Source organism: Microcystis sp. M31BS1, from assembly GCF_020245285.1.
Taxonomy (GTDB): Bacteria; Cyanobacteriota; Cyanobacteriia; order Cyanobacteriales; family Microcystaceae; genus Microcystis; species Microcystis panniformis.
Window position 1 is genome coordinate 1 of sequence record NZ_JADBVE010000069.1, and the last position, 20,170, is coordinate 20,170.

At 41.4% G+C, this 20,170-nt stretch carries 19 protein-coding genes and 1 pseudogene; 17 read left to right on the plus strand and 3 right to left on the minus strand.

All coding sequences use genetic code 11. The annotated features are described in order from the left end of the window. The first annotated feature begins 276 nt into the window (after positions 1–276). The 13 genes and pseudogenes from IM509_RS03745 to IM509_RS03805 all read left to right on the plus strand — a co-directional run bounded on the left by IM509_RS03745 (position 277) and on the right by IM509_RS03805 (position 11,115). Positions 277–1,104, plus strand: coding sequence for a sulfotransferase domain-containing protein (locus tag IM509_RS03745; RefSeq protein WP_249264853.1), 828 nt, complete (start codon positions 277–279; stop codon positions 1,102–1,104). Positions 1,105–1,355: 251 nt separating this feature from the next. Next, on the plus strand, positions 1,356–2,627 hold the full coding sequence (locus tag IM509_RS03750; RefSeq protein WP_185237236.1) for a glycosyltransferase family 4 protein: 1,272 nt from the start codon (positions 1,356–1,358) through the stop codon (positions 2,625–2,627). A 100-nt stretch (positions 2,628–2,727) separates the two neighbouring features. Beyond that, positions 2,728–3,003, plus strand: a pseudogene (locus tag IM509_RS03755) (Uma2 family endonuclease); the annotation flags it as partial. Between the two features lie 97 nt (positions 3,004–3,100). Then, positions 3,101–3,394 carry a hypothetical protein gene (locus IM509_RS03760; protein WP_052275597.1) on the plus strand — a complete coding sequence of 98 codons (294 nt, stop codon included), beginning with the start codon at positions 3,101–3,103 and terminating at the stop codon, positions 3,392–3,394. Further along, the gene (locus tag IM509_RS03765) at positions 3,391–3,831 is read left to right on the plus strand and encodes a PIN domain-containing protein (protein ID WP_052275598.1); all 441 of its coding nucleotides are present in this window, start codon (positions 3,391–3,393) and stop codon (positions 3,829–3,831) included. Before IM509_RS03760 ends, IM509_RS03765 begins: the two co-directional genes overlap by 4 nt. A gap of 115 nt (positions 3,832–3,946) precedes the next feature. After that, the gene (locus tag IM509_RS03770) at positions 3,947–4,747 is read left to right on the plus strand and encodes a Uma2 family endonuclease (protein WP_185237235.1); all 801 of its coding nucleotides are present in this window, start codon (positions 3,947–3,949) and stop codon (positions 4,745–4,747) included. Between the two features lie 363 nt (positions 4,748–5,110). Beyond that, positions 5,111–6,007 carry a class I SAM-dependent methyltransferase gene (locus tag IM509_RS03775; protein WP_185237234.1) on the plus strand — a complete coding sequence of 299 codons (897 nt, stop codon included), beginning with the start codon at positions 5,111–5,113 and terminating at the stop codon, positions 6,005–6,007. Between the two features lie 152 nt (positions 6,008–6,159). Next, the gene (locus IM509_RS03780) at positions 6,160–7,113 is read left to right on the plus strand and encodes a glycosyltransferase family 2 protein (protein WP_052275601.1); all 954 of its coding nucleotides are present in this window, start codon (positions 6,160–6,162) and stop codon (positions 7,111–7,113) included. Between the two features lie 90 nt (positions 7,114–7,203). Then, a complete protein-coding gene (locus tag IM509_RS03785) occupies positions 7,204–8,241 on the plus strand; it encodes a glycosyltransferase family 4 protein (protein WP_052275602.1) in 1,038 nt (345 codons plus the stop codon). A 49-nt stretch (positions 8,242–8,290) separates the two neighbouring features. After that, the gene (locus IM509_RS03790; RefSeq protein WP_185237233.1) at positions 8,291–8,962 is read left to right on the plus strand and encodes a class I SAM-dependent methyltransferase; all 672 of its coding nucleotides are present in this window, start codon (positions 8,291–8,293) and stop codon (positions 8,960–8,962) included. A 200-nt stretch (positions 8,963–9,162) separates the two neighbouring features. After that, entirely contained in the window at positions 9,163–9,312 is a 150-nt protein-coding gene (locus tag IM509_RS03795; protein WP_249264849.1) for a hypothetical protein, read from the plus strand. Between the two features lie 22 nt (positions 9,313–9,334). Next, positions 9,335–10,114, plus strand: a complete 780-nt coding sequence (locus IM509_RS03800) for a glycosyltransferase (RefSeq protein WP_052275604.1) — start codon at positions 9,335–9,337, stop codon at positions 10,112–10,114. A 20-nt stretch (positions 10,115–10,134) separates the two neighbouring features. After that, positions 10,135–11,115: an NAD-dependent epimerase/dehydratase family protein gene (locus IM509_RS03805; protein ID WP_185237232.1), complete on the plus strand. Its 981-nt coding sequence runs from the start codon at positions 10,135–10,137 to the stop codon at positions 11,113–11,115. Between the two features lie 22 nt (positions 11,116–11,137). On the opposite strand, the gene IM509_RS03810 is transcribed toward IM509_RS03805, so the two are convergent. Then, entirely contained in the window at positions 11,138–13,846 is a 2,709-nt protein-coding gene (locus tag IM509_RS03810; RefSeq protein ID WP_072925167.1) for a bifunctional acetate--CoA ligase family protein/GNAT family N-acetyltransferase, read from the minus strand. A gap of 333 nt (positions 13,847–14,179) precedes the next feature. Here IM509_RS03810 and gcvH point away from each other — a divergent pair, with 333 nt between their 5' ends. The 3 genes from gcvH to IM509_RS03825 all read left to right on the plus strand — a co-directional run bounded on the left by gcvH (position 14,180) and on the right by IM509_RS03825 (position 16,730). Next, complete coding sequence (gcvH, locus tag IM509_RS03815; RefSeq protein WP_002737085.1) at positions 14,180–14,575, plus strand: glycine cleavage system protein GcvH; 396 nt, start codon at positions 14,180–14,182, stop codon at positions 14,573–14,575. Between the two features lie 159 nt (positions 14,576–14,734). Continuing rightward, complete coding sequence (gene moeB, locus IM509_RS03820) at positions 14,735–15,907, plus strand: molybdopterin-synthase adenylyltransferase MoeB (RefSeq protein WP_052275607.1); 1,173 nt, start codon at positions 14,735–14,737, stop codon at positions 15,905–15,907. Positions 15,908–16,148: 241 nt separating this feature from the next. Further along, positions 16,149–16,730 (plus strand): hypothetical protein, encoded by a 582-nt coding sequence (locus tag IM509_RS03825; protein WP_052275608.1) that lies wholly within the window; start codon positions 16,149–16,151, stop codon positions 16,728–16,730. A gap of 155 nt (positions 16,731–16,885) precedes the next feature. Here IM509_RS03825 and IM509_RS03830 read toward each other — a convergent pair whose 3' ends face one another. Continuing rightward, positions 16,886–18,190, minus strand: coding sequence for an ABC transporter substrate-binding protein (locus IM509_RS03830; protein ID WP_185237231.1), 1,305 nt, complete (start codon positions 18,188–18,190; stop codon positions 16,886–16,888). Between the two features lie 295 nt (positions 18,191–18,485). Here IM509_RS03830 and IM509_RS03835 point away from each other — a divergent pair, with 295 nt between their 5' ends. Further along, the gene (locus IM509_RS03835; RefSeq protein ID WP_072925141.1) at positions 18,486–18,680 is read left to right on the plus strand and encodes a hypothetical protein; all 195 of its coding nucleotides are present in this window, start codon (positions 18,486–18,488) and stop codon (positions 18,678–18,680) included. 31 nt (positions 18,681–18,711) lie between these two features. On the opposite strand, the gene ctpA is transcribed toward IM509_RS03835, so the two are convergent. After that, on the minus strand, positions 18,712–19,950 hold the full coding sequence (gene ctpA, locus IM509_RS03840) for a carboxyl-terminal processing protease CtpA (protein WP_072925139.1): 1,239 nt from the start codon (positions 19,948–19,950) through the stop codon (positions 18,712–18,714). Positions 19,951–20,170 lie beyond the last annotated feature (220 nt).

Below are 20,170 nucleotides of genomic sequence, written 5' to 3' on the forward strand. Positions count from 1 at the left end.
TGAAAATTTTTGCCTCAAACCCTATCTGCGTAAGAACTTCAGGATTTTGTGTCCAGTAGTTCATTGGTATTGTATTGCTTGAACTCAGGCTCTGTAAGACTTTTAGCCATAGCTAGTATGTTTATACGGGGGAAGTCCAGGAATATCATCTGAATTATACTTGGATTTTCCTACAATAGGCATTCCAAAAGTATAAATTATGTGTTATTATATCTGTAAATCATATACGCTTTTGAGCTATTCGTAATGTTATTGAGCAAATTATCTCATAAAATTGTGACAAAAATTCACAGTGTCACATTGCAGAAAAAAATTATCAGTGTTTATAAAAATACGGAAAACCCCAAATCGGCTATCTTTTACACCACTCATAAATGCGCTTCGAGTTTTGTGCCTCAATTATTTAGTGTAATCTTGAAAAATTCTGATTATGAATTGGTGGACTATGCTGGAGCCATCTGGCATTTGGGAAATAAATTTAATTTAGGCACTCCTCACATCGATTGTCTCCAAAATTTCCTAGAAAAATCCTACAGCGACCTTTATTCTCTTCATGGTAAAATATATGGGCCGCAAAGAGTTCCTTTGGATTTTCCCGGTAGAGATAAGTTTAAAAATATTTTCTTTCTCAGAGATCCAAGAGACGTGCTTATCTCTGCTTATTTTTCCTTTGCTTTTACCCATCCTGAACCTCTGAACGATATTAGTAGGAAGGAGTTTCTTGAAAGAAGGAAAAGACTACAAGAACAGGGGATAGATCAATATGTTCTGGAAGAATCGAAGACTTGGGCAGTACCTTTGTACGACAAATACAAGCATCTTCGAGATACTGCTCAAAACTCTATTTATTTAAAATATGACTTTTTCACGGCTCAAACCCCAGAATTTATTGAGAGAATTGCCGAATTTTTAGAATTAAATCCTTCTCAAGAAGAAATTGCTCGATTAACGACAAAAGCTAACCCAGTTCAAAAGATAGAGGTTATGAAACATCAGCGTTCTGGTAAAACTGGTCAATATCTAGAAAAGTTACATCCAGATACAGTGGATAAACTCGATCATATTCTAGCAGAAGTTTTATCTGACTGGGAATTTCCTCTGTAATTCAACGATCCTTGGCTTTTTTTAAACTAAAAGTTTCAGAGTGTTACGGCGGATTCATGTTTGTTCTGGTACATTTTTCACGCCGAAAGGCTTATCCAATAAGGATTTGTCTGTGCCAGATGGATAGAGTAACCGCCGTATTAGTTGAAAATTAAAGTCTTGATATCCGTAACATTAACTTTATTGACTTTGATAAATACCGCTCTTAGAATAAGGAAAACTATGTAAATAGAAAAGATGTTATTTAAATTATGAAAGTATGTTTACTAAGTAATTCTGATAGTCAAGGAGGGGCTTTTATAGCCGCTCATCGTCTGCATAAAGGGTTACATCGGATCAGTGTAGCAGCGACTATGCTAGTTAATGATAAAACGACTGATGACTATACTGTTTTATCGCCAGCAAGTAAATTAATGAAGGGATGGACAAAGCTAATACCTACTGTTGATCACTTGCCCTTGTCATTATATTCTCAAAGAGAGAGAACACCTTATTCTATCCAATGGCTTCCCGATCGCCTTGTTTCTAGAGTAGCCCAAATTAGTCCAGATATTATTAACTTACACTGGATTAATGCCGGGTTTTTACAAATTGAAACCCTAGCCAAATTTAAGCAACCTCTTGTTTGGACGGCTCACGATATGTGGCCTTTTACGGGTGGTTGTCATTATAGTGGAGAATGTGATCGCTATACCCAATCCTGTGGTCATTGTCCTCAACTAAAAAGTCAGCAAGATGGGGATATTTCTCGTTGGGTTTGGTGGCGAAAAGCCAAAGCTTGGAAAAATCTCAATCTGACTATTGTTACCCCCAGTCAATGGTTAGCAGATTGCGCTAGAAATAGTTCTCTATTCCAGGATTTACGGATAGAAGTAATTGCCAATGGCTTAGATATTCAAAAGTATAAACCAATCGAGAAAAACACTGCTCGCCATCTCTTAGGATTACCCCAAGATAAACAGCTTATTCTCTTTGGGGCTATGAGTCCTACCAGCGATAACCGAAAAGGGTTTCATCTGCTGCTACCTGCTATAAAAAAACTCAGTCAGGGGGAAATATGGCAGCATAAATTAGAGTTAGTGGTCTTCGGTGCTTCTGAACCAGTTAATCCGCCTGATTTTGGACTGAAAACCCATTATTTAGGCAGATTAAATGATGATATTTCCCTAGCTTTAGTCTATGCCGCCGCCGATATTTTTGTTGCTCCCTCAATTGAGGATAATCTTCCCAATACAGTCATGGAAGCTCTCGCCTGTGCCACTCCCTCTGTGGCCTTTAAAATTGGTGGAATGCCTGATATGATCGAACATCAACAAAATGGTTATCTGGCCAAACCCTTCGAGGTGGAGGACTTGGCAAGCGGAATTAATTGGGTATTAGAAGATAGAGAAAGGTATAACAAATTGTGTATTCAGGCAAGGCAAAAAGTGGAGCAAGAATTTACTTTAGAGTTACAGGCAGAAAAATATTTAGAGTTATACAGTGATATCTTGAGCAAGAGCAATAATACATTTAGGCTATAATGACCATAATATTTTGCCCCTGTCTGAATTCTAGCGGCTAGATATTTTCCCTAGTGCTAGAGGAAAAATCCCCATAAGTCTAGTCACCAGCGTAGCTACCATGACTTCAACCATTGCCCCTTCTCGACTTTCACTGCCCACCCAAGATGAATTGCCCTGCGATGACGGCGTTCCCATGGAAACCCAACGACATAAACTCCAGATGGATATCCTCATTGATGCCTTGTTCCCCTGGTTAGCGGCGAGGGAAGATGGCTATGTGGGGGGCAATATGTTCGTTTATTTCAGTGCCGCACAGTTAAAAACCGAGGAATTTCGCGGTCCTGATTTTTTTGCTGTCCTGGGAGTTCCCAAAGCGGAAAGAAAAAGTTGGGTGACTACTCTATGGTAAAACATGAGCAAATTTATTTGTTGATATCCCTTCTCAAATAGTGCTACACTGTGTACACAGTATGAACACAACGAGAGAGACTATGGATAAGCATGACATTGAGAAAATTGGGGTGCGAGAATTTCGGAGCGAACTCCCTAAATACATATACGGTGAGACTCCCGTTGAGGTACTACGTCACGGTCATACTGTTGGGTTCTATTTCCCGGTTAAACAGGGGAGTAAAAGCGCAGATATCGCTGCCTTACAAGCGGTGGCCGCTCAATTTGAGTATCTGTTAAGTCAAAAGGGAATTTCCGAAGACGATATTGTTCGTGAGTTTCGTCAGATGCGTGAAGCTGACAGAACAAATCAGAGAAAGGATTTGGACAAGTGAGACTCAAATTCGTCGTTCTCGACGCTAATATCATCATAAGAAGTGTATTTGGGGTGAAGGTGGCGAGGTTGATGCAATCTGTCGGCGACAACGCTTGTTTTCTAACTCCCGATGTCTGTCTTGATGATGCACAAGAATACATTCCCAAAATAGCGGCTTCCAAAGGACTTGATCTGGCACTTGTTAGAGAAGGATTCGGCCGCGTGTCGAACATTGTAGAGGTTGTGCCAGCTTCGCTCTATAGTCAACATCAATCAGAGGCCATAAAACGCATAAAACAAAGAGATCTTGATGACTGGCCGATTTTAGCAACCGCCCTTCTTTTTAACTGCCCGATTTGGACGGAAGATCAAGATTTCTTTGGAACAGGGGTTCCAACTTGGACATCAGATAGAGTCCACTTATATTTCCATTCAGAAGAGAAGAATGAGCAATAATACATTTAGGCTATAATTGCCGTGATGTTTTGCCCCGTCTCAATTCTAGCCCCTAGATATTTTCCCCAATGCTAGAGGAAAAAGCCCCTTAAGTCTAATCACCAACGTAGCTCCCATGACTTCAACTATTGCCCCTTCTCGACCTTCACTACCCACTCAAGATGAATTGCCCTGCGATGACGGCGTTCCCATGGAAACCCAACGACATAAACTCCAGATGGATATACTCATAGATACCTTGTTACCCTGGTTAGCTGCTAGGGAAGATGGCTATGTAGGCGGCAATATGTTCGTTTATTTCAGCGCCGCACAGTTAAAAAACGAGGAATTTCGCGGTCCCGATTTCTTTGCTGTCCTGGGAGTTCCCAAAGCGGAAAGAAAAAGTTGGGTGGTTTGGGAAGAAGGGAAAGCTCCCGATGTGGTTATCGAACTCCTTTCCGAAAGTACCGCTCCACAGGATAAAACTGAAAAGAAAGCAATCTATCAAGACCGTTTGCGAGTGCCAGAATATTTCTGGTACGATCCCTTTAATCCTGAAGACTGGGCGGGTTTTATCCTTAGAGACGGCAACTACGAGCCATTATCTCTAGAGATGGGAGAAAGATTTTTCAGTCAAAGGCTGGGTTTGTCCTTGGTACGCTGGCAAGGGGAGTATAAGGGAGTCGAGGCAGTTTGGCTGCGTTGGGCGACTTTTGCCGGCGATTTACTGCCCACGGAGTCAGAGCTAACTGAACAAGAGAGAATGCGGGCTGAACAAGAGAGAATGCGGGCTGAACAGGAAAGAATGCGGGCCCAACAGGAAAGAATGCGGGCCGAACAGGAAAGAATGCGGGCCCAACAGGAAAAAATGCGGGCTGAGGATTTGGAAGCATTGCTTCAACGCTATCGAGAGCGTTTTGGAGATTTGCCAGAATAAATCTAGATGTTGACCGGCCAAAGTACAATAACTCTCCAGAAAGCTAATAGGATAGGAGCATCAAGCATAGACAACCAATAACCTTAGAAAACTCTTGTTCGCTTTCTGGTGTTAGCTGGTTAAAATTTTTCTTTACAAGAAGTTGATCATCGGGTAAGATGTACCCAATATACCCATTGAATCCGGTCTTGAACTGGTTGGTTAATTAAATTGCCCATTATGGGTGACAGGCTGCCGCATCAGTATTTTGTCAAGATTTAATAGGAAACAACCAGCTAGTAATAGTTTGATCAAGGATGCCAGTTCCCAGTTGGCTTTGACGAAAAAACATGACAGTAAATATTAGTAGTGTAAAGGTTGACAATGTTGAAAAAATTACTTAACCGTATGCAAACCGAACAGGGTAGAAAAAATATTAAATTTGCTCTAGCCAGACAAATATTCAATCCCCTCTTAAGAAATATTGGCTACACCCTAATTACTGACCATTTTTATCAGCCCATACCCAACCGTCAGGAAATTATGACATACGCGGGCAAAGAAAGGCCTCTTAGCTCAATTGAATGGCATCTAGACAAGCAAACTGAACTGGTTAAATATTTACTAGAAAAATATGCTTTAGAATTTAACAATAAAGAAATTTTTTCAGCATTTGGTTATTCCGAAGATAGTTCTGGTCTCATTAGTGGTGATGCAGAAGTCCTCTATGCTATGGTCAGAGAAAAAAAGCCGTCTCGGATAATTGAAATTGGCTCAGGTGGTAGCACTAAAATTATCGCCGCAGCTTTGAGAATGAATTTTATAGAAAATTCCCAAAAATCACAACTGATCTCGATCGAGCCTTATCCTCAAGATTTTTTAAAAGACTTTGCTAATGTTAGTAAATATTTTCTAGAATTTAGTTTGCTTAACCAGAAAGTAGAAGCCGTAGATTTGTCTGTTTTTGAATCCCTGCAAACCAATGATATTCTGTTCGTTGATTCTAGTCATGTATTTAAGTCTGGTAGTGATGTAGAGTTTGAATTTCTTCAAGTTTATCCCCGTTTACAAACAGGAGTCTTAGTTCATATTCACGATATATTTTTTCCCTATGATTATCCCATCGAATGGAATCTGAAAGAATCACGATACTGGAACGAGCAATACTTTTTAGAGACTTTTCTACAGTTCAATAAAAAGTTTGAAGTGTTGGCATCCTTATCTATGGTATCTTATTATAAGAATTCTGTGTTTCTTGAGAATATCAATGCTTATAAGTAGTCATGCAAAATTAATTACCTGCCCGATCGAGCTAAAACCCTTACGGGGCAATGATCGTCATGTGTAAATAATTTTGCCTAGGTACTTAATAAAGATCGATTACCCGGTTCTTTCTGGATGATTGCTTAAAGATTACTCGCCCCTAAAAAACAATGAAAATAATTAATCTCAATCATAACTTTTCCACGACTCGCAAGCTCACTTCTGATCCCCTACAATATCCAATATTATCTCCAGCAAATCTAGAACGCAAGGGAGAAGGAGGATTAAGAACAAAGGGATATTTCAAGCACTCCTACGGGGAGACAAGTGAGTTATCGGAAAAATTTACAGTTCCTTTGGTTACTATTATAACGGTAGTTTTTAATGGAGAAAAGCACTTAGAGCAGACAATTCAGAGTATCATTAGCCAGACTTATGATAACGTGGAATATATCATCATAGACGGAGGTTCCACGGACGGTACAGTTGATATTATACGCAAGTATGAAGAAGTAATTGATTATTGGGTAAGCGAACCAGACGCAGGAATTTCTGACGCTATGAATAAAGGGATAAGTTTGGCGACAGGAATTCTAATTAATCACTTACATGCAGGGGATAAATTTGCTGCTGACACAACCCTGTCGTCAGTGGTTTCATCTTATAATTCAGAAGGCTGGCGATGGTGTTTTGGTAATCAACTATTGAGAAGTCACACAGATGATACTATAGTGGGTTGTTTCTGTCCCCCTAAATTTAGTCAAAAACTACTTCACATAGTAAATACAATTCCCCATCCAACTGTTTTTTCTGAACGAGCTTTGATGGAAGAAGTAAATGGGTTTGACAATGATTATAAATGTGCTATGGATTACCATCTCTGGCTCAGATTCACTCAAGTATCAAAACCCAAACAATTTGATTATGCCACTGCTGAATATTTACTGGGGGGTCGCTCCTCAGATGTAAAATTAGCCTTGAAGGAGGAGTTTAGAGCGAGAAGCGAGGTTTTAGAACAATCACCAATAGATAGACTAATATCTCTTGGCGTTGTATTAATTAGGTATTTAAAGAGGAAGTTGCGTATTACTACCTTTGTTAAGAATTTTGGTTCTTCGGTTTAGCTTATCAATAGTAGATGGTTAAGCATCATAAAGTACCGAAAGTCTATAATTGTCAACAAATAGAAGTATAAAATGTAAATTATTATTCATATGAAAGTAGCTTTTATCGTTCCCAGTCTAGAAGATAGTGGACTGACAAGAATTCCATTTCTTTTGGCTCAAAATCTCTTAAAAGATTGTTTTGTAAAAATTTTTTACTTTAAAGATGCGAAATCAAGAAATTTCAAGTTTAATGTTGAGGTTCCAACAAAGAAGATATCTTTGGTCAAGTTTGATGATGAATTAAATGAATTTGATGTTATCCATTCTCATGGAATGAAACCAGATTGCTATACCTGGCTAAATATGGCTAGAATTCGAGGAAAAAAAATTACAACAGTTCATGGTTTTCGTCATGAAGAACTAATGTATTCATATGGAATGCCTTTATCAGTGATTTATAATGCTCTATGGAATTTTGTTTCAAGCAAATTTGATCGACTGGTTTTTACAGTTGGAGTACAACAAAACTACTATAGAAAAATAGGGTTAAAAGATGGAGAGCTAATTTATAATGGAGTACCTCGAATTTCAGTTAATAGCGTTCAAACTATTAAATCATCAAATATGACTAATATTTCAACTCTCTCAAATTTAGGAGCTAGAAAAGGGATAGATCAAATTTTAAAAGTTCTTGCGTTAAATGAGCAATATCATCTAACATTAATAGGTGGTTCTAATATTCAATATATTCAAAATTTACAATTCTTAGCCAGCAAGTTGGATGTAGGACAAAGGTGTTATTTTTTGGGATTTGTAGACAATCCCTGGGAAATTATCCTAGAAAGTGATGTCTTTATTTTTCCATCTCGTTCAGAGGGATTTGGTATTGCATTAGTTGAAGCTGCCAGTTTAGGAATTCCAATTATCTGTTCTGATATTCCGACATTTCGAGAGATGTTTGACGACAATGAAGTGACATTTTTCAAACTTGATGATATAGATGACTTGAACAACAAAATACTTATGTTAGATGAAATTAAAGACAAAGTTTCTCGGGCTAAGTTAAAAGCAGAAAAACTTTTTTCTTTGGAAAGTATGTGTTACAATTACTATCAGGAGTACAAAAAATTAATTGATGCTAATTAAAAATTATGAACTATAACCATATATAAAAATAAAAGGAGGCTCTATTTAGATGATTGGGATTTGTAATTTATGCGGTTCTGTGGTGGTTCGGATACATCCAGGATATTTTGGTACTCGTTGTTTAAACTGTAGATATACTAAAATTCATAGAGCAGTTGGTTTGACCATTGAATCTCTAAATTTTTCAACCAGTACCTCTGTTTACGAGTTGTCTTCTCGCGGAGCTTTGTATAAATTCTTAAAGGGTAAATTTAAAAATTTATACTTTTCTGAATACTTTGATGATGTACCTCTAGGATTGATGAAGAACTCTGTTGTCTGTCAAGACGTTCAAAATCTTTTTCTCAACGACGAATCTTTTGATTTAGTGACTTCCACCGAAGTTTTTGAGCATGTTCCTGATGACAGCAAGGGTTTTTCTGAAATTTACAGAGTCCTAAAAAAAGATGGATACTTTATCTTTACCGTGCCTTTATCAGATAAACCGAAGACAGTTGAAAGATGTTTCTTACAGCCTGATGGGACTATCATACATCAACTTGAGCCGGAGTATCATGGCGATCGGATTCGAGGACAGGGAAGAGTTCTTGCCTTCAGAAATTACGGATTGGATATAACTAAACGGTTAGAAAGTTGTGGTTTTCACGCTGAAATACGTCTAGTAAACTCGACGCGCAATGTAATTGAAGATCAGAAGGTTATTATAGCAAAAAAAATCTAGTTCTACGACGGTCACTAAAAAATCAACTGGAGGCGAGAATAAAATGTTAATTTCCTGCAAATACAACTCTCTTTTTATCCGTAATCCCAAAGTAGCGTTGTCGTCTTTGGAGAAATCTCTGAGAAAAATTATCTTAAATGACTGGGAATGTTTTAACTATATTTGAAACTTGACAAAAAGACTATGAGAGAATACTAGAATTGCTTAAGTTACCAAAAGTAAAACTAGCAACCGTCAATCAAAATCCTCAACGTCAGCGAGACTACAGGAGTTATTATAACGAAGAAACTAAAAATATTATTAGTGAACATCTCAAGGAAGATATAGAATTGTTTGGATACTCTTTTTAGTAAAAGATAGCTTTAGATACTTATGCAACTTACTGCCTCCCTTGTCCTTTACAAAAATGACCCAGAGATAGTTATTCAAGCAATTAAATCTCTGTTCAGCACACCCATAGAAATTAATTTATCTGTAGTAGATAATTCTCCTACTGATGAATTCAAAAAAATCTTTGATAATTTTCAGGAATACGATATAGATTATTACTTCAATAATGGTAACAATACTGGTTTTGGTCAAGGACATAACCTAGCTATTACTAGGGCTAAAAATTATGATTATCATTTAGTTATTAATCCAGATGTTTATTTTGATAATAATGTGATAACTGAACTTATTCACTACCTCGATAAACATCAAGATGTGGGATTGATTACTCCAAAAATATCTTACCCTAATGGGGACATCCAATACCTTTGTAAGCGTCAACCCACAGTTTTAACCTTATTTATTAGACGTTTTATTCCTAAAAAAATGCAATTTCTTTTCAAAAAGAGATTGGACTGGTATGAAATGCGAGATATTAGCTATAACCAGATAATGGAAGTACCGATTATTAGTGGTTGTTTTATGCTATTTAACAGAAAATATTTAGATGATATTGGCTATTTTGATAAAAATATGTTCATGTATTTTGAAGATTATGATTTGACCCTTAGAATGTCTAAAAAATACAAAACCATACTTTACCCCCATGTAAATATTTATCATCATTGGGCAAGAGGAGCGCACAACTCTACTAAACTGGCAATAGTTTTTGCTCAATCGGCTGTGTATTTTTTCAATAAACATGGTTGGAAACTTTACTAAACTTAATTGAATAATTAATAATGAAAAACGTTTTAGTTACAGGTTCTACCGGCTTTATTGCCAGCCACTTACTGCCAATTTTACATCAACATAACTGCCAGATAACAGCTGCAATTCGCCAGAAATTTGAGTTTCCTGCATCCCTGTCAATTAAGGCCATTCAGGTGGGTGAAATTGATGATATGACCGATTGGCAAGAAGCATTGCTAGGCATTGATACCGTTATTCATCTAGCAGGACGCGCTCATATCCTTCATGAGACTATATCCAATCCAGAAGCAGCATTTATAAAAGTTAACACTAAGGGGACTATTAACCTAGTGAAGCAGTCGCTAAAAGCGGGAGTTAAGCACTTTATTTTTGTCAGTTCTATTCATGCTATGGCTGCCGAAAGTGATAATATTCTTAACGAAAATTCTCCCTGTCACCCTGATAGTCCCTATGGTCGTAGTAAACTGCAAGCAGAACAAGCTTTAATTGAACTAGCAAAAGATAGTGACATGACTTGGACGATCCTTCGTCCTACTCTAGTTTACGGACTAGGCAATCGTGCTAATATGGAGCGCTTGATGAAACTAATTAAACGGGGATTACCTTTACCTTTTGGTGCGATCAAAAATCGTCGTAGTTTTGTCTTTGTGGGTAACTTAGTTGCTGCCATTATTACCTGTTTAGATCATCCTAATGCCGCTAATCAAATCTTTTTAATTAGCGATAACCAAGCTGTTTCGACTCCCCAATTAATTCGACTTATTGCTCAACGAATTCAACAACCCTGTCAATTGCTACCCGTCCCCACTACCTTACTTAGATTCTTAGGTTATCTGGGTGATAGGGTAGAATCTATAACAGGGAAAAATCTCCCTTTTAACAGCTATAATATCGATCGCTTGCTTGGTTCTCTTACCGTTGACTCTAGCTATATTCAAAAAACCCTAGATTGGCAACCTCCCTTTACTTTAGAGCAAGGATTAGCCCAAACAATTCAGCCAGAGAATTAGTGATCAGCTTGTCAAAAAGGCTTCATAATTCAAGTTCCGCTTTGACAAAATCGGCAGTTTTATAGAGAGAAAACCCTACTTTGGCGGCTATCATCTGCATAGCACGGTTATCCCTTAAAATTTCCCCTTCAATTCCCTCTAATCCTTCCTTTTTGCCAATAGTAACCAAGCGACGTAGTAATTCTGTACCAATTCCTTGACCTTGATAGTCATCCCTAACTAATAGGTCAAATTCCGCCACATTAACGCCATGCAGTTTATTTAAGCGTCCTATAGCGATAATTTCTGGCTCTTCCGTCTGATCTTTATTAATCTCTACCACTAAGCTCATTACTCGATCATAATCGATAAAACAAATGCGCGTAAGACGATCATAAGCGGTTTGGCGATCGAGATTGACAAGATGAAAATAACGATAATAAATGGTTTCTTCCGAGAGATAATGGTGAAATTGTCGCACTAAAGGCTCATCTGCTGCCTGAATTGGACGAATTAGCACTTTTAAGCCTCTTTTCGTCGTCCAAGGTTCTATATAATGTTCGGGATAGGGACGAATCGCCGGATGAGATAACTTTTCTGGGGGTGTAGTTGGAGGATGAAGAAGGATAGAAGCGGAAAGGGCGATTAATTGCTCTGAATCGGCAAAAAAGGGATTAATATCGATAGTTTTAATGCGAGGTTGTTCACTGACCAGGTGACTAAATTTAACGATTATTTGCTCTAAATTCGCTAAATTAAGCGATTTAATCCCATTTAGCCCCTGAAAAGCCCGATAAATCTTGGTTTTTTCTAAAAGTCGGCGAGCGAGATTAGTATTTAAAGGAGGTAGAGCGGTGGCGTAATCTTGAAAAATATCGACTAAACGGCCACCAGTACCAAAAATTATCACCGGTCCGCACTGATCATCGTAATTAGAGCCGATAATTAACTCATATCCTCGATCGATTTCTAACATCGGTTGAATAATCACTCCGAGAAAATGCTCCCCACCCACTTGTGCGCTAATATTAGCTTCGATCGCCTGATATGCTTGTACCACTGCCCTAGGGGAAAAAAGCGGCAATTGTACCCCACCCACCGCACTTTTATGGATAATCGTCCTCGAATACAGTTTCATCACCACGGGATAACCGAGAGATTCAGCGAGATTAACTGCTTCTGCGGCACTTTCGGCAATTTTAGTGACAATAACAGGGATTCCATAAGCTTTCAGTATATCTAAAGACTCTGGCTCACTGAGAATTGTTCTATCCCCTGCTTGCTCGATAATCTGGCTCACTAAAACTCGATCGGAGCCATTTTCCTGAGAATTGGTTAAAATTGGCGTTTGATAAAGACCGCGCAGATTCTCTTCATATTTCCAGAGCAAATTAAACACCCTGGCGGCCGAATCGGGATAGCGATAGGTGGGGATACCCTGCTGATTTAATAACGCTACTCCCTCTGCAATGCCCTCTCCCCCCATCAAACTTGCTAAAATGGGTTTTTTGCTATTTTGAGCGATTGAAGCGATTCTAAAGGCAATTTCTCGCAGATCGGTGTTAAAGCGAGGCGAGAGAATCATCAACACCGCGTCGGTATGTGCATCCGCTAAAGCGATCTCTAGGGCGCGAGCGTAGCTATCGGGATCGCTGCCGCGACGCAGATCGATGGGATTTTGGGGGACGATATCCGTGGGAACAAGAGGCGCTAGTTTTCCGATCGTTGCGGGGGTAAGGGTTGCCAGTTGTCCATCTTCCGCCAGTAAAGCCGAGGCCGCTAAAAGAGCGGGAGCAAAACCATTGCTGATGATTGTCAAGCGTTTTCCCCGGGGAAATCGGGGAATTTTCGCTAAAACTTGCGTGATATTCAAGAGATCGGCCAGTCTTTGTACTTCCACGATGCCACAGCGAGCAAAGGCAGCGGAGAGAGTTAGCTGATCGCTGGTTAATTTGCCAGCATGGGAAAGAGAAGTGGGGTCAAAGTCGGTACTGTGGCGACTAATGGCGATAATTGGTTTATTTAGGGCAACTTCTCGGGCTGAGGACAGAAAAGAGCGGGCATTATTCAGGGATTCCAAGTAGATAACGATGCTTTTGGTTTGGGGATCGTCTCCTAAATAATAGAGTAATTCGCCCCAATCCACATCTAAAAGGACTCCGAGGGAGATAAAGTGACTAAAACCGACATTTTCGCTTAAACTCCAATCAAGCACGGCAGCAGCGATCGCCCCACTTTGACTAATCAGGGCAATTGAACCGGTTTTCGGCAGGATGGGGGAAAAGGTGGCGTTAAGATTTTGGCTTATATTGCAGATTCCTGAGCTATGGGGACCGATTATGCGTAATTTTTGACCAGCGATCGCTTTAATTTCCCTAAGTAAATTTTCCCCTGTCTGTCCAGTTTCCCGAAAACCCGTGGAGAGAATCAGGGCGCATTTAACCTGTTTTTCGACAGATTGGGCGATAATAGCGGGAATTTCGGGAGCGGGGGCGGTGATAATTACCAGATCGATCGCCGCCTGGATATCCTCTAAACTGCTATAGGTGGGAAGATCGAGCCAGTTTTCGGGGTGAGGATTAACTAGATAAAGGCGGTGCTGACCGGGATTATGATGGAGATTATGTAAAAGAGTGCGATCAAGTTGGGGATTTTGGCGATTAAATCCCACCACAGCGATGGTTTTTGGCTCAAAAAAGGCTCTTATGGTTTGATGTTCGCCACCACGAGGCTCTAAGATGGGATTTAACATAAGTGGGTGGGTGGAATTAAATATAAGATGAACGTAGGTTGGGTTGAAGCATGAAACCCAACGCCCGCATGGGTTACGCTACCGCTAACCCATCCTACAAATAATTGTGCCTCCCTACTTAAGTAGGCTAGGAGGTATTTAAACCGGTTATTGTTCCAGTGTTCCGGTGTTCCCCGATCAACCTAGACCAATTCTAGCTGTTTAATCAGGGTTCGATCGGTGTAATTAATTTTGTCTAGGTAGCGATCGGCAATAAAACAGCCCTAGCCGATGAACATTTTCCCCAAGAGATCTAGTAAACTAACTGATGCTGTAAATATTTAGAGACAGACGATGGAACTGGAATATCCCGAGGATTTGAGATACCTAGAAACCCACGAATACGTCAGACTCGAAGGTGAAATCGCTACCTTGGGAATTAGTGCTTTTGCCGTCGATCAATTGGGTGATATCGTGTTTCTAGAATTGCCCGAATTGGGAGAGGCGCTGGAAGTAGGTAGTAGTTTCGGCACGATCGAATCGGTAAAAGCGGTAGAAGATCTTTATCCTCCCGTCTCGGGGACCGTAGTTGATCGCAATCAAGCGATGATTGACTCCCCCGAATTAATTGCCGATGATCCCCACGGGGAGGGTTGGTTATTAAAAGTGCGGGTAGAAAATCCCGATACTGCCTTGGCTGATACCCTCTCCGCTAGTGAATACCGCGCCCAAGTAGCAGGGGAAAGTTAACTAATATTAACAACAGGGAGCCAGACCCTCACACTATCATAGGCATAGAAAGAATTGAAAATCCAGGAAGCGATCGAGTCTTCCTGATTTTTGTCTCTAAACCGTGCTGAGACGAAATTCTTGCCCGAATCGAGTCAGGTTTCACTATTTACCCAATCTATGCTAAATCCTAATCTCGCGGCGATCGAACTTTCCAAAGAGGAGGTTCAACGCTACTCTCGACACATTATTCTGCCCGAAGTGGGCTTAGAAGGTCAAAAAAAACTAAAAGCCGCCAGTGTTCTCTGCATCGGCACCGGGGGACTCGGTTCCCCGCTTTTACTCTATCTAGCGGCGGCTGGCATCGGTAGAATCGGTATTGTTGACTTCGATATCGTCGATAGTTCCAATCTGCAACGTCAAATTATTCACGGCACTTCCTGGGTAGGTAAACCGAAAATTGTTTCCGCTAAGGACAGAATTCTAGAAATTAACCCCTATTGTCAGGTGGATTTGTACGAAACCCGCATAAGTTCCGAAAATGCCCTTGACATTTTAGCCCCCTATGATGTAATCATCGACGGGACGGATAATTTCCCCACCCGTTATCTGACTAATGATGCTTGTGTTCTTCTCGACAAACCCAACGTCTATGGCTCAATTTTCCGCTTTGAAGGACAGGCAACCGTTTTTAACTACCAAGGCGGTCCCAACTACCGCGATCTCTATCCCGAACCGCCACCACCGGGGATGGTTCCCTCCTGTGCGGAAGGCGGCGTTTTAGGGGTTTTACCCGGAGTAATCGGCACAATTCAAGCCACAGAAGCCATTAAAATTATCCTTGGCGCTCCGGATACCCTCAGTGGTCGTTTACTGCTCTACAATGCTTGGGAAATGAAATTCCGCGAGTTAAAATTGCGTCCGAATCCCATCCGTCCCGTCATTGAAAAATTAATTGATTACGAACAATTCTGCGGTATTCCGCAAGCAAAAGCACAAGAAGCAGCAGAACAGCAAAAAATGACAGAAATTACCGTAGTAGAGTTAAAGGAACTACTTGACAGCAATGCCAATGATTACATTCTCATCGATGTGCGTAATCCCAACGAGTACCAAATCGCTAATATCCCCAACTCGGTATTAATTCCCCTACCCGATATCGAAAATGGTGCGGCAATTCCCAAAATTAAGGAATTAGTCAACGGTTATCGTCTTATCGCCCATTGTAAGATGGGGGGACGTTCCGCTAAAGCCCTCGCTATCCTCAAAGAGGCAGGTATCGAAGGAATTAACGTCAAAGGTGGCATCAGCGCCTGGAGTCGCGAAGTCGATTCTTCTGTACCAGAATACTAATTTTGGCTCTTTGGTTTTGGGGGTTGGGTGTTAGGGTTTTGGGGTATTAGTTGAATTTCCCCATTCCCTATCCCCCCATCTCCCTAGGGTTGATTCAAGGTAGGGTTGATTCATGAATCAACCCTACCCCATCTCCCCATCTCCCCATCTCCCCATCTCCCCATCTCCCCATTCCCCCATTGCCCGTGAATCTGTTAAAATCAAGGCCAGTTAGCCTTAAAATCCTCGGTGTGAGCGAACGATGAAAAACCATATTAAAAAAATTGCTAGTTGGAGCGCGATCGCTACTATTTCCCTTGGCTTAGTAGAAATGAACCGAACAGCGATCGCATTTGGCAACAATAATCAATTTAGTGCCTGTATCAGTCAGATTGTCGGCACGGGAGTCAGTCCCCAAGATGCCGCCACCGCTTGTTCAGAAGCATTAATTCCTAAAGAATTATCCCGCTGTGTGGCGATGATTAAATCCAAAACCCCGATCGATGGTAATCTGGCTCTGCAAGCTTGTTTTCAAGTGCGTCGTCCCATCGACCTAGGTAATTGTGTGGTCGATATCCATCGCGCTGCCCCCTTATTTGCCACTAATTCCCTCAAACAAACGGAAACAGCCAAGGAACCCGATAAATTAGGGATTTCTAAACAGATTTTAGATTCCTGTCGTCAAAGTTTATTACCCGGTCGCTTTTCCGAGTGCGTTATCGCTGTCAGTCGTGGTGTGGACAAAAATAATCCCTCCCAAGCTTTACAAACCTGTTTAAGTGCCGAGGATTTCCCCAGAGATCTATTCCCCAGTTATCCCCAAAATCAAGACCAGAGACTTTAATCAAGATTATTTCCACGAATATCCCAGAGATTCCCTACCCAGACTCGTTGAGCGGTAGGGAAGGGTAAACTTGATGCTGATTTGGTGGGAGCTAGAAACATTCCCCTCAGAGCCTTACTGAGGGTATGCTGAAAAACTTTTTCAGCATACCCTAATTACTGATTGGGTGTCACCTTATCGATAACCTTGAGAGTGCCGTCATCCTTAACAGTCCAGACATCGTAACTACCGACCACATCGCCATTTTCATCGATATCCACATTGCCACTGGCCCCCTGATAGTTAATATCCTCGCCTTTGCGAATCATTTCCATGGCTTGACAAGCATCGGTTACTTCCGTCCCCGGACCGTTAGCCACCTCACGAATCTTGCTTTGAATCCCTTCACCAGTGTTAGATTTAGCCGCCTCGGCTGCTAACATCAATAAAATCCCCGCGTCCCAAGTATGGGGAACAAAAGCGGTGACATCCTTGCCAGTTTTTTCCTTCCAGAGAGTAGTAAAAGCGCTTAAAGCTTGACCGTCGGCCCCAGGGACTGTACCTAGGGCGCCGGCAATAATTGACTTACCATCGGTTCCTTTCCCCACCTGTTTGGTGAAATCTTCCGAATAAACCCCATCAGTGAGGAGGACAGTAACTCCTTTGGTCAACCCCTGTTTATAGGCCGCTTGCAGTAATAAACTGCCCGTTTCAGCGTAAAGGACTGCCGCTACAGCATCCGGTTGGTTAGCGAAGGCAGCCGCCGCTTCACTATCGAGAGTGGCAGCTTTCGGGTCATAACGGACGGGATTTTGCTTATTAGTGATCGTGCCGCCTAATTTATCGAAAGCGCTCACGAATTCCCGTTCAAATCCGACTCCGTAATCGTTATTGATCACGACGGTGGCCACATTTTGAAAACCCCTTTTCTTAGCTAGGACCGCTAAAGCTTGAGCTTGGTAGGTGTCCGGAGGAGCCGTCCGCGCCCAAAAACCTTGAAAATCGCCTTTTTTCGCCCTGTCAGTAAATACAGGACTGGTGCTACCCGGAGAGACTAACATAACTTTCTTTCTCACCGCCACATCGACGGCTGCTCCTGAGACGCTACTGGCAAAGGAACCGACCACACCGGCTACTTTATCCACCTCCGCTAGTTTTGTCATCGCTGAAGCACCAGCAGCGGGATCGGTTTGGTCATCTTCTTTCACGAGGGTGACGGGTTTGCCATTGACTCCACCACAGGCATTGATAGTCTCCACCGCTAGGGCGGCTGCTTCGGGCATATTTTGACCAATAGCGGCTAAATCTCCAGTAATGGGCAGTAATGCTCCTAATTTTAAGCCCTCATCACCGGGGGCAGTGGTGGTGGGACTAGAGGCGTTGTTATTCGGGGTTTGGGCATTATTACAAGCGGTTAAAAAATTAGCTAAGACGCTGATACTCAGGGTTAGGGCTAGGGGCGATCGAATATATCTCTGCATGGCGTTAAGATCAAGGATGAGTTAAGGTTGCAAGGTTGAAAAACCCGGACTGGGAAAATTCTAATCGATGTTAGCATTCTCTCCAAATCAAACAGGTTTTCATCTTAATTTAGATATTGATGGAAAAAATGGCTAATTTGTTCGATTTATGCCGTCGGGTGTGGGGAAGTGGGAACTGGGGTGTGGGGTGTGGGGTGTGGGGGAGTGGGAAGTGGGAAGTGGGGAAGTAGAGCATTTGGCTGAAATTTCCCTAAACCCCTAAACCCCTAAATGGCTCTTCGGTTTGTGTTATGCAATGGACGGGGTTTATAAGGGATGGAACCCTTATGTAAAAAGGCATTTGGCGATTTTTGTCAATTGTTTTTGTCTAGAGCGAACTAATCAATTAAGTCTCTTGCCAGATAAGGATTTAGTCGATTTATGCCCCCCGATCGAACTATACCAAGTAACGAAGAATCCTGAAAACTCGCATCTGATAACTGGTAACTGATAACTGGTAACTGATAACTGAAAACCCCACTTTAGGAAGCTTTGGCTAAAACGGTGTTCTGGTTTAAAAACTGAATCGCCGTTTGGTATTGACTATCTTTTTCGGTGCCGATTTCCTCATAGGTTATCGGTTCCTGTGCTACCACTTGATCCGGCATAATTCCTAACTTATGAATATCATGGTGGGCGGGAGTTTCATATTTGGCGACGGTAATCGCTAATCCTGCCCCATCGGGTAACTCGAATAGGGACTGAATTAATCCCTTACCGAAAGTCTTTTCTCCCACTAAAACTCCCCGTTGATTGTCCTGTAATGCTCCAGCTAAAATCTCGCTGGCACTGGCGGTTCCCTGATTGACTAAAACGACTAAAGGCGAGTCGGTTAAAGCATTACCAGAAGCGGCAAAACTATCGGCAATTCCCTCGCGATTAACCGTATAAACGATCGTTCCCTGATTAATCCACATCCGAGCGATTTCTATGCCCGCTTGCAGTAAACCACCGGGGTTATTTCTTAAATCTAAAATATAACCCTTGGCTCCTTGTTTTTGTAGGTTCGTCACAGCTTCCGAGACTTCTTTGGCAGCGTTAGCACTAAATTGATTTAAGCGCACATAACCGATGGGCAAGGAACTAGAATTTTTATCTAAAACCGCTACCACTGGACTTAAAGAAATGCGTTGACGGGTTAAAGATAGGGTTTTTGGTTGACTTTTTTGATAGGGAAGAATGACTAAGGAAACTTCTGTTCCGGCGGTCCCGCGCATTTTGGCCGCCGCCGCATCGAGGGTTAAAGTAGTGGTATCGATACCATCAATAAACAAAATGCGATCGTGGCTAGTTAAACCAGCGGCCTCAGCAGGAGAACCGGCAAGGGGGGCAACTACTTCTAAGTAACCATTATCGGGATTGATATTAATTTGCAGTCCTACCCCCGATAATTCCCCCGTGGTGCTAATTTGTAGGTTATGGTATTGATCCGGTCGCAGGAGACGGGTAAAGGGTTCATCGAGGGTGGCTAACATCTGTTCGATCGCATTATAGGCCGCCGTCCGATCGTTGAGGGGTTTTTTGATGAATTGTTCCCGCACCTGCCACCAGTTTTGATGATTAAATGTGTCATCATAATAAGATTGGTTGACTAATCGCCAAGATTGTAGTAATAATTTTTGTTCTTCGCTAAAGGCGGCTGCTGTGGGTGTCCATGCCATCCAAGTCAGACAAAACCAAAATCCCACTAATAATCCCACCCACAAAGATTTTTTTCTCATCTTGCTTCTCTTATAAATCAAGTGCTGATCTGCTGATTATTTTCAGTATAGTCTTTTCTCTGAAATCGATTGGCTCTCTTATTCTTTGGCTCTTCTCGACTTTGTGTGATAATTTTTGCTTATGGAGTCGTGAAATGCTTATTGGGCAAGACTTTTAGGGCTATTTTGCGGATATTCTATCAGTATAGACCTCGTTTCCACACAGAAACCAGAAGAGCCA

Excerpts from the sequence above, each read along its gene's own strand:
- IM509_RS03780 (WP_052275601.1), top strand. The coding sequence starts at position 6,160 with ATGAAAATAATTAATCTCAATCATAACTTTTCCACGACTCGCAAGCTC.
- IM509_RS03805 (WP_185237232.1), top strand. The coding sequence starts at position 10,135 with ATGAAAAACGTTTTAGTTACAGGTTCTACCGGCTTTATTGCCAGCCAC.
- ctpA (WP_072925139.1), bottom strand. The coding sequence starts at position 19,950 with ATGAGAAAAAAATCTTTGTGGGTGGGATTATTAGTGGGATTTTGGTTT.
- IM509_RS03810 (WP_072925167.1), bottom strand. The coding sequence starts at position 13,846 with ATGTTAAATCCCATCTTAGAGCCTCGTGGTGGCGAACATCAAACCATA.
- IM509_RS03760 (WP_052275597.1), top strand. The coding sequence starts at position 3,101 with ATGGATAAGCATGACATTGAGAAAATTGGGGTGCGAGAATTTCGGAGC.
- gcvH (WP_002737085.1), top strand. The coding sequence starts at position 14,180 with ATGGAACTGGAATATCCCGAGGATTTGAGATACCTAGAAACCCACGAA.
- IM509_RS03770 (WP_185237235.1), top strand. The coding sequence starts at position 3,947 with ATGACTTCAACTATTGCCCCTTCTCGACCTTCACTACCCACTCAAGAT.
- IM509_RS03800 (WP_052275604.1), top strand. The coding sequence starts at position 9,335 with ATGCAACTTACTGCCTCCCTTGTCCTTTACAAAAATGACCCAGAGATA.
- IM509_RS03830 (WP_185237231.1), bottom strand. The coding sequence starts at position 18,190 with ATGCAGAGATATATTCGATCGCCCCTAGCCCTAACCCTGAGTATCAGC.
- IM509_RS03775 (WP_185237234.1), top strand. The coding sequence starts at position 5,111 with ATGTTGAAAAAATTACTTAACCGTATGCAAACCGAACAGGGTAGAAAA.
- IM509_RS03785 (WP_052275602.1), top strand. The coding sequence starts at position 7,204 with ATGAAAGTAGCTTTTATCGTTCCCAGTCTAGAAGATAGTGGACTGACA.
- IM509_RS03825 (WP_052275608.1), top strand. The coding sequence starts at position 16,149 with ATGAAAAACCATATTAAAAAAATTGCTAGTTGGAGCGCGATCGCTACT.
- IM509_RS03835 (WP_072925141.1), top strand. The coding sequence starts at position 18,486 with ATGGACGGGGTTTATAAGGGATGGAACCCTTATGTAAAAAGGCATTTG.
- IM509_RS03750 (WP_185237236.1), top strand. The coding sequence starts at position 1,356 with ATGAAAGTATGTTTACTAAGTAATTCTGATAGTCAAGGAGGGGCTTTT.
- moeB (WP_052275607.1), top strand. The coding sequence starts at position 14,735 with ATGCTAAATCCTAATCTCGCGGCGATCGAACTTTCCAAAGAGGAGGTT.
- IM509_RS03790 (WP_185237233.1), top strand. The coding sequence starts at position 8,291 with ATGATTGGGATTTGTAATTTATGCGGTTCTGTGGTGGTTCGGATACAT.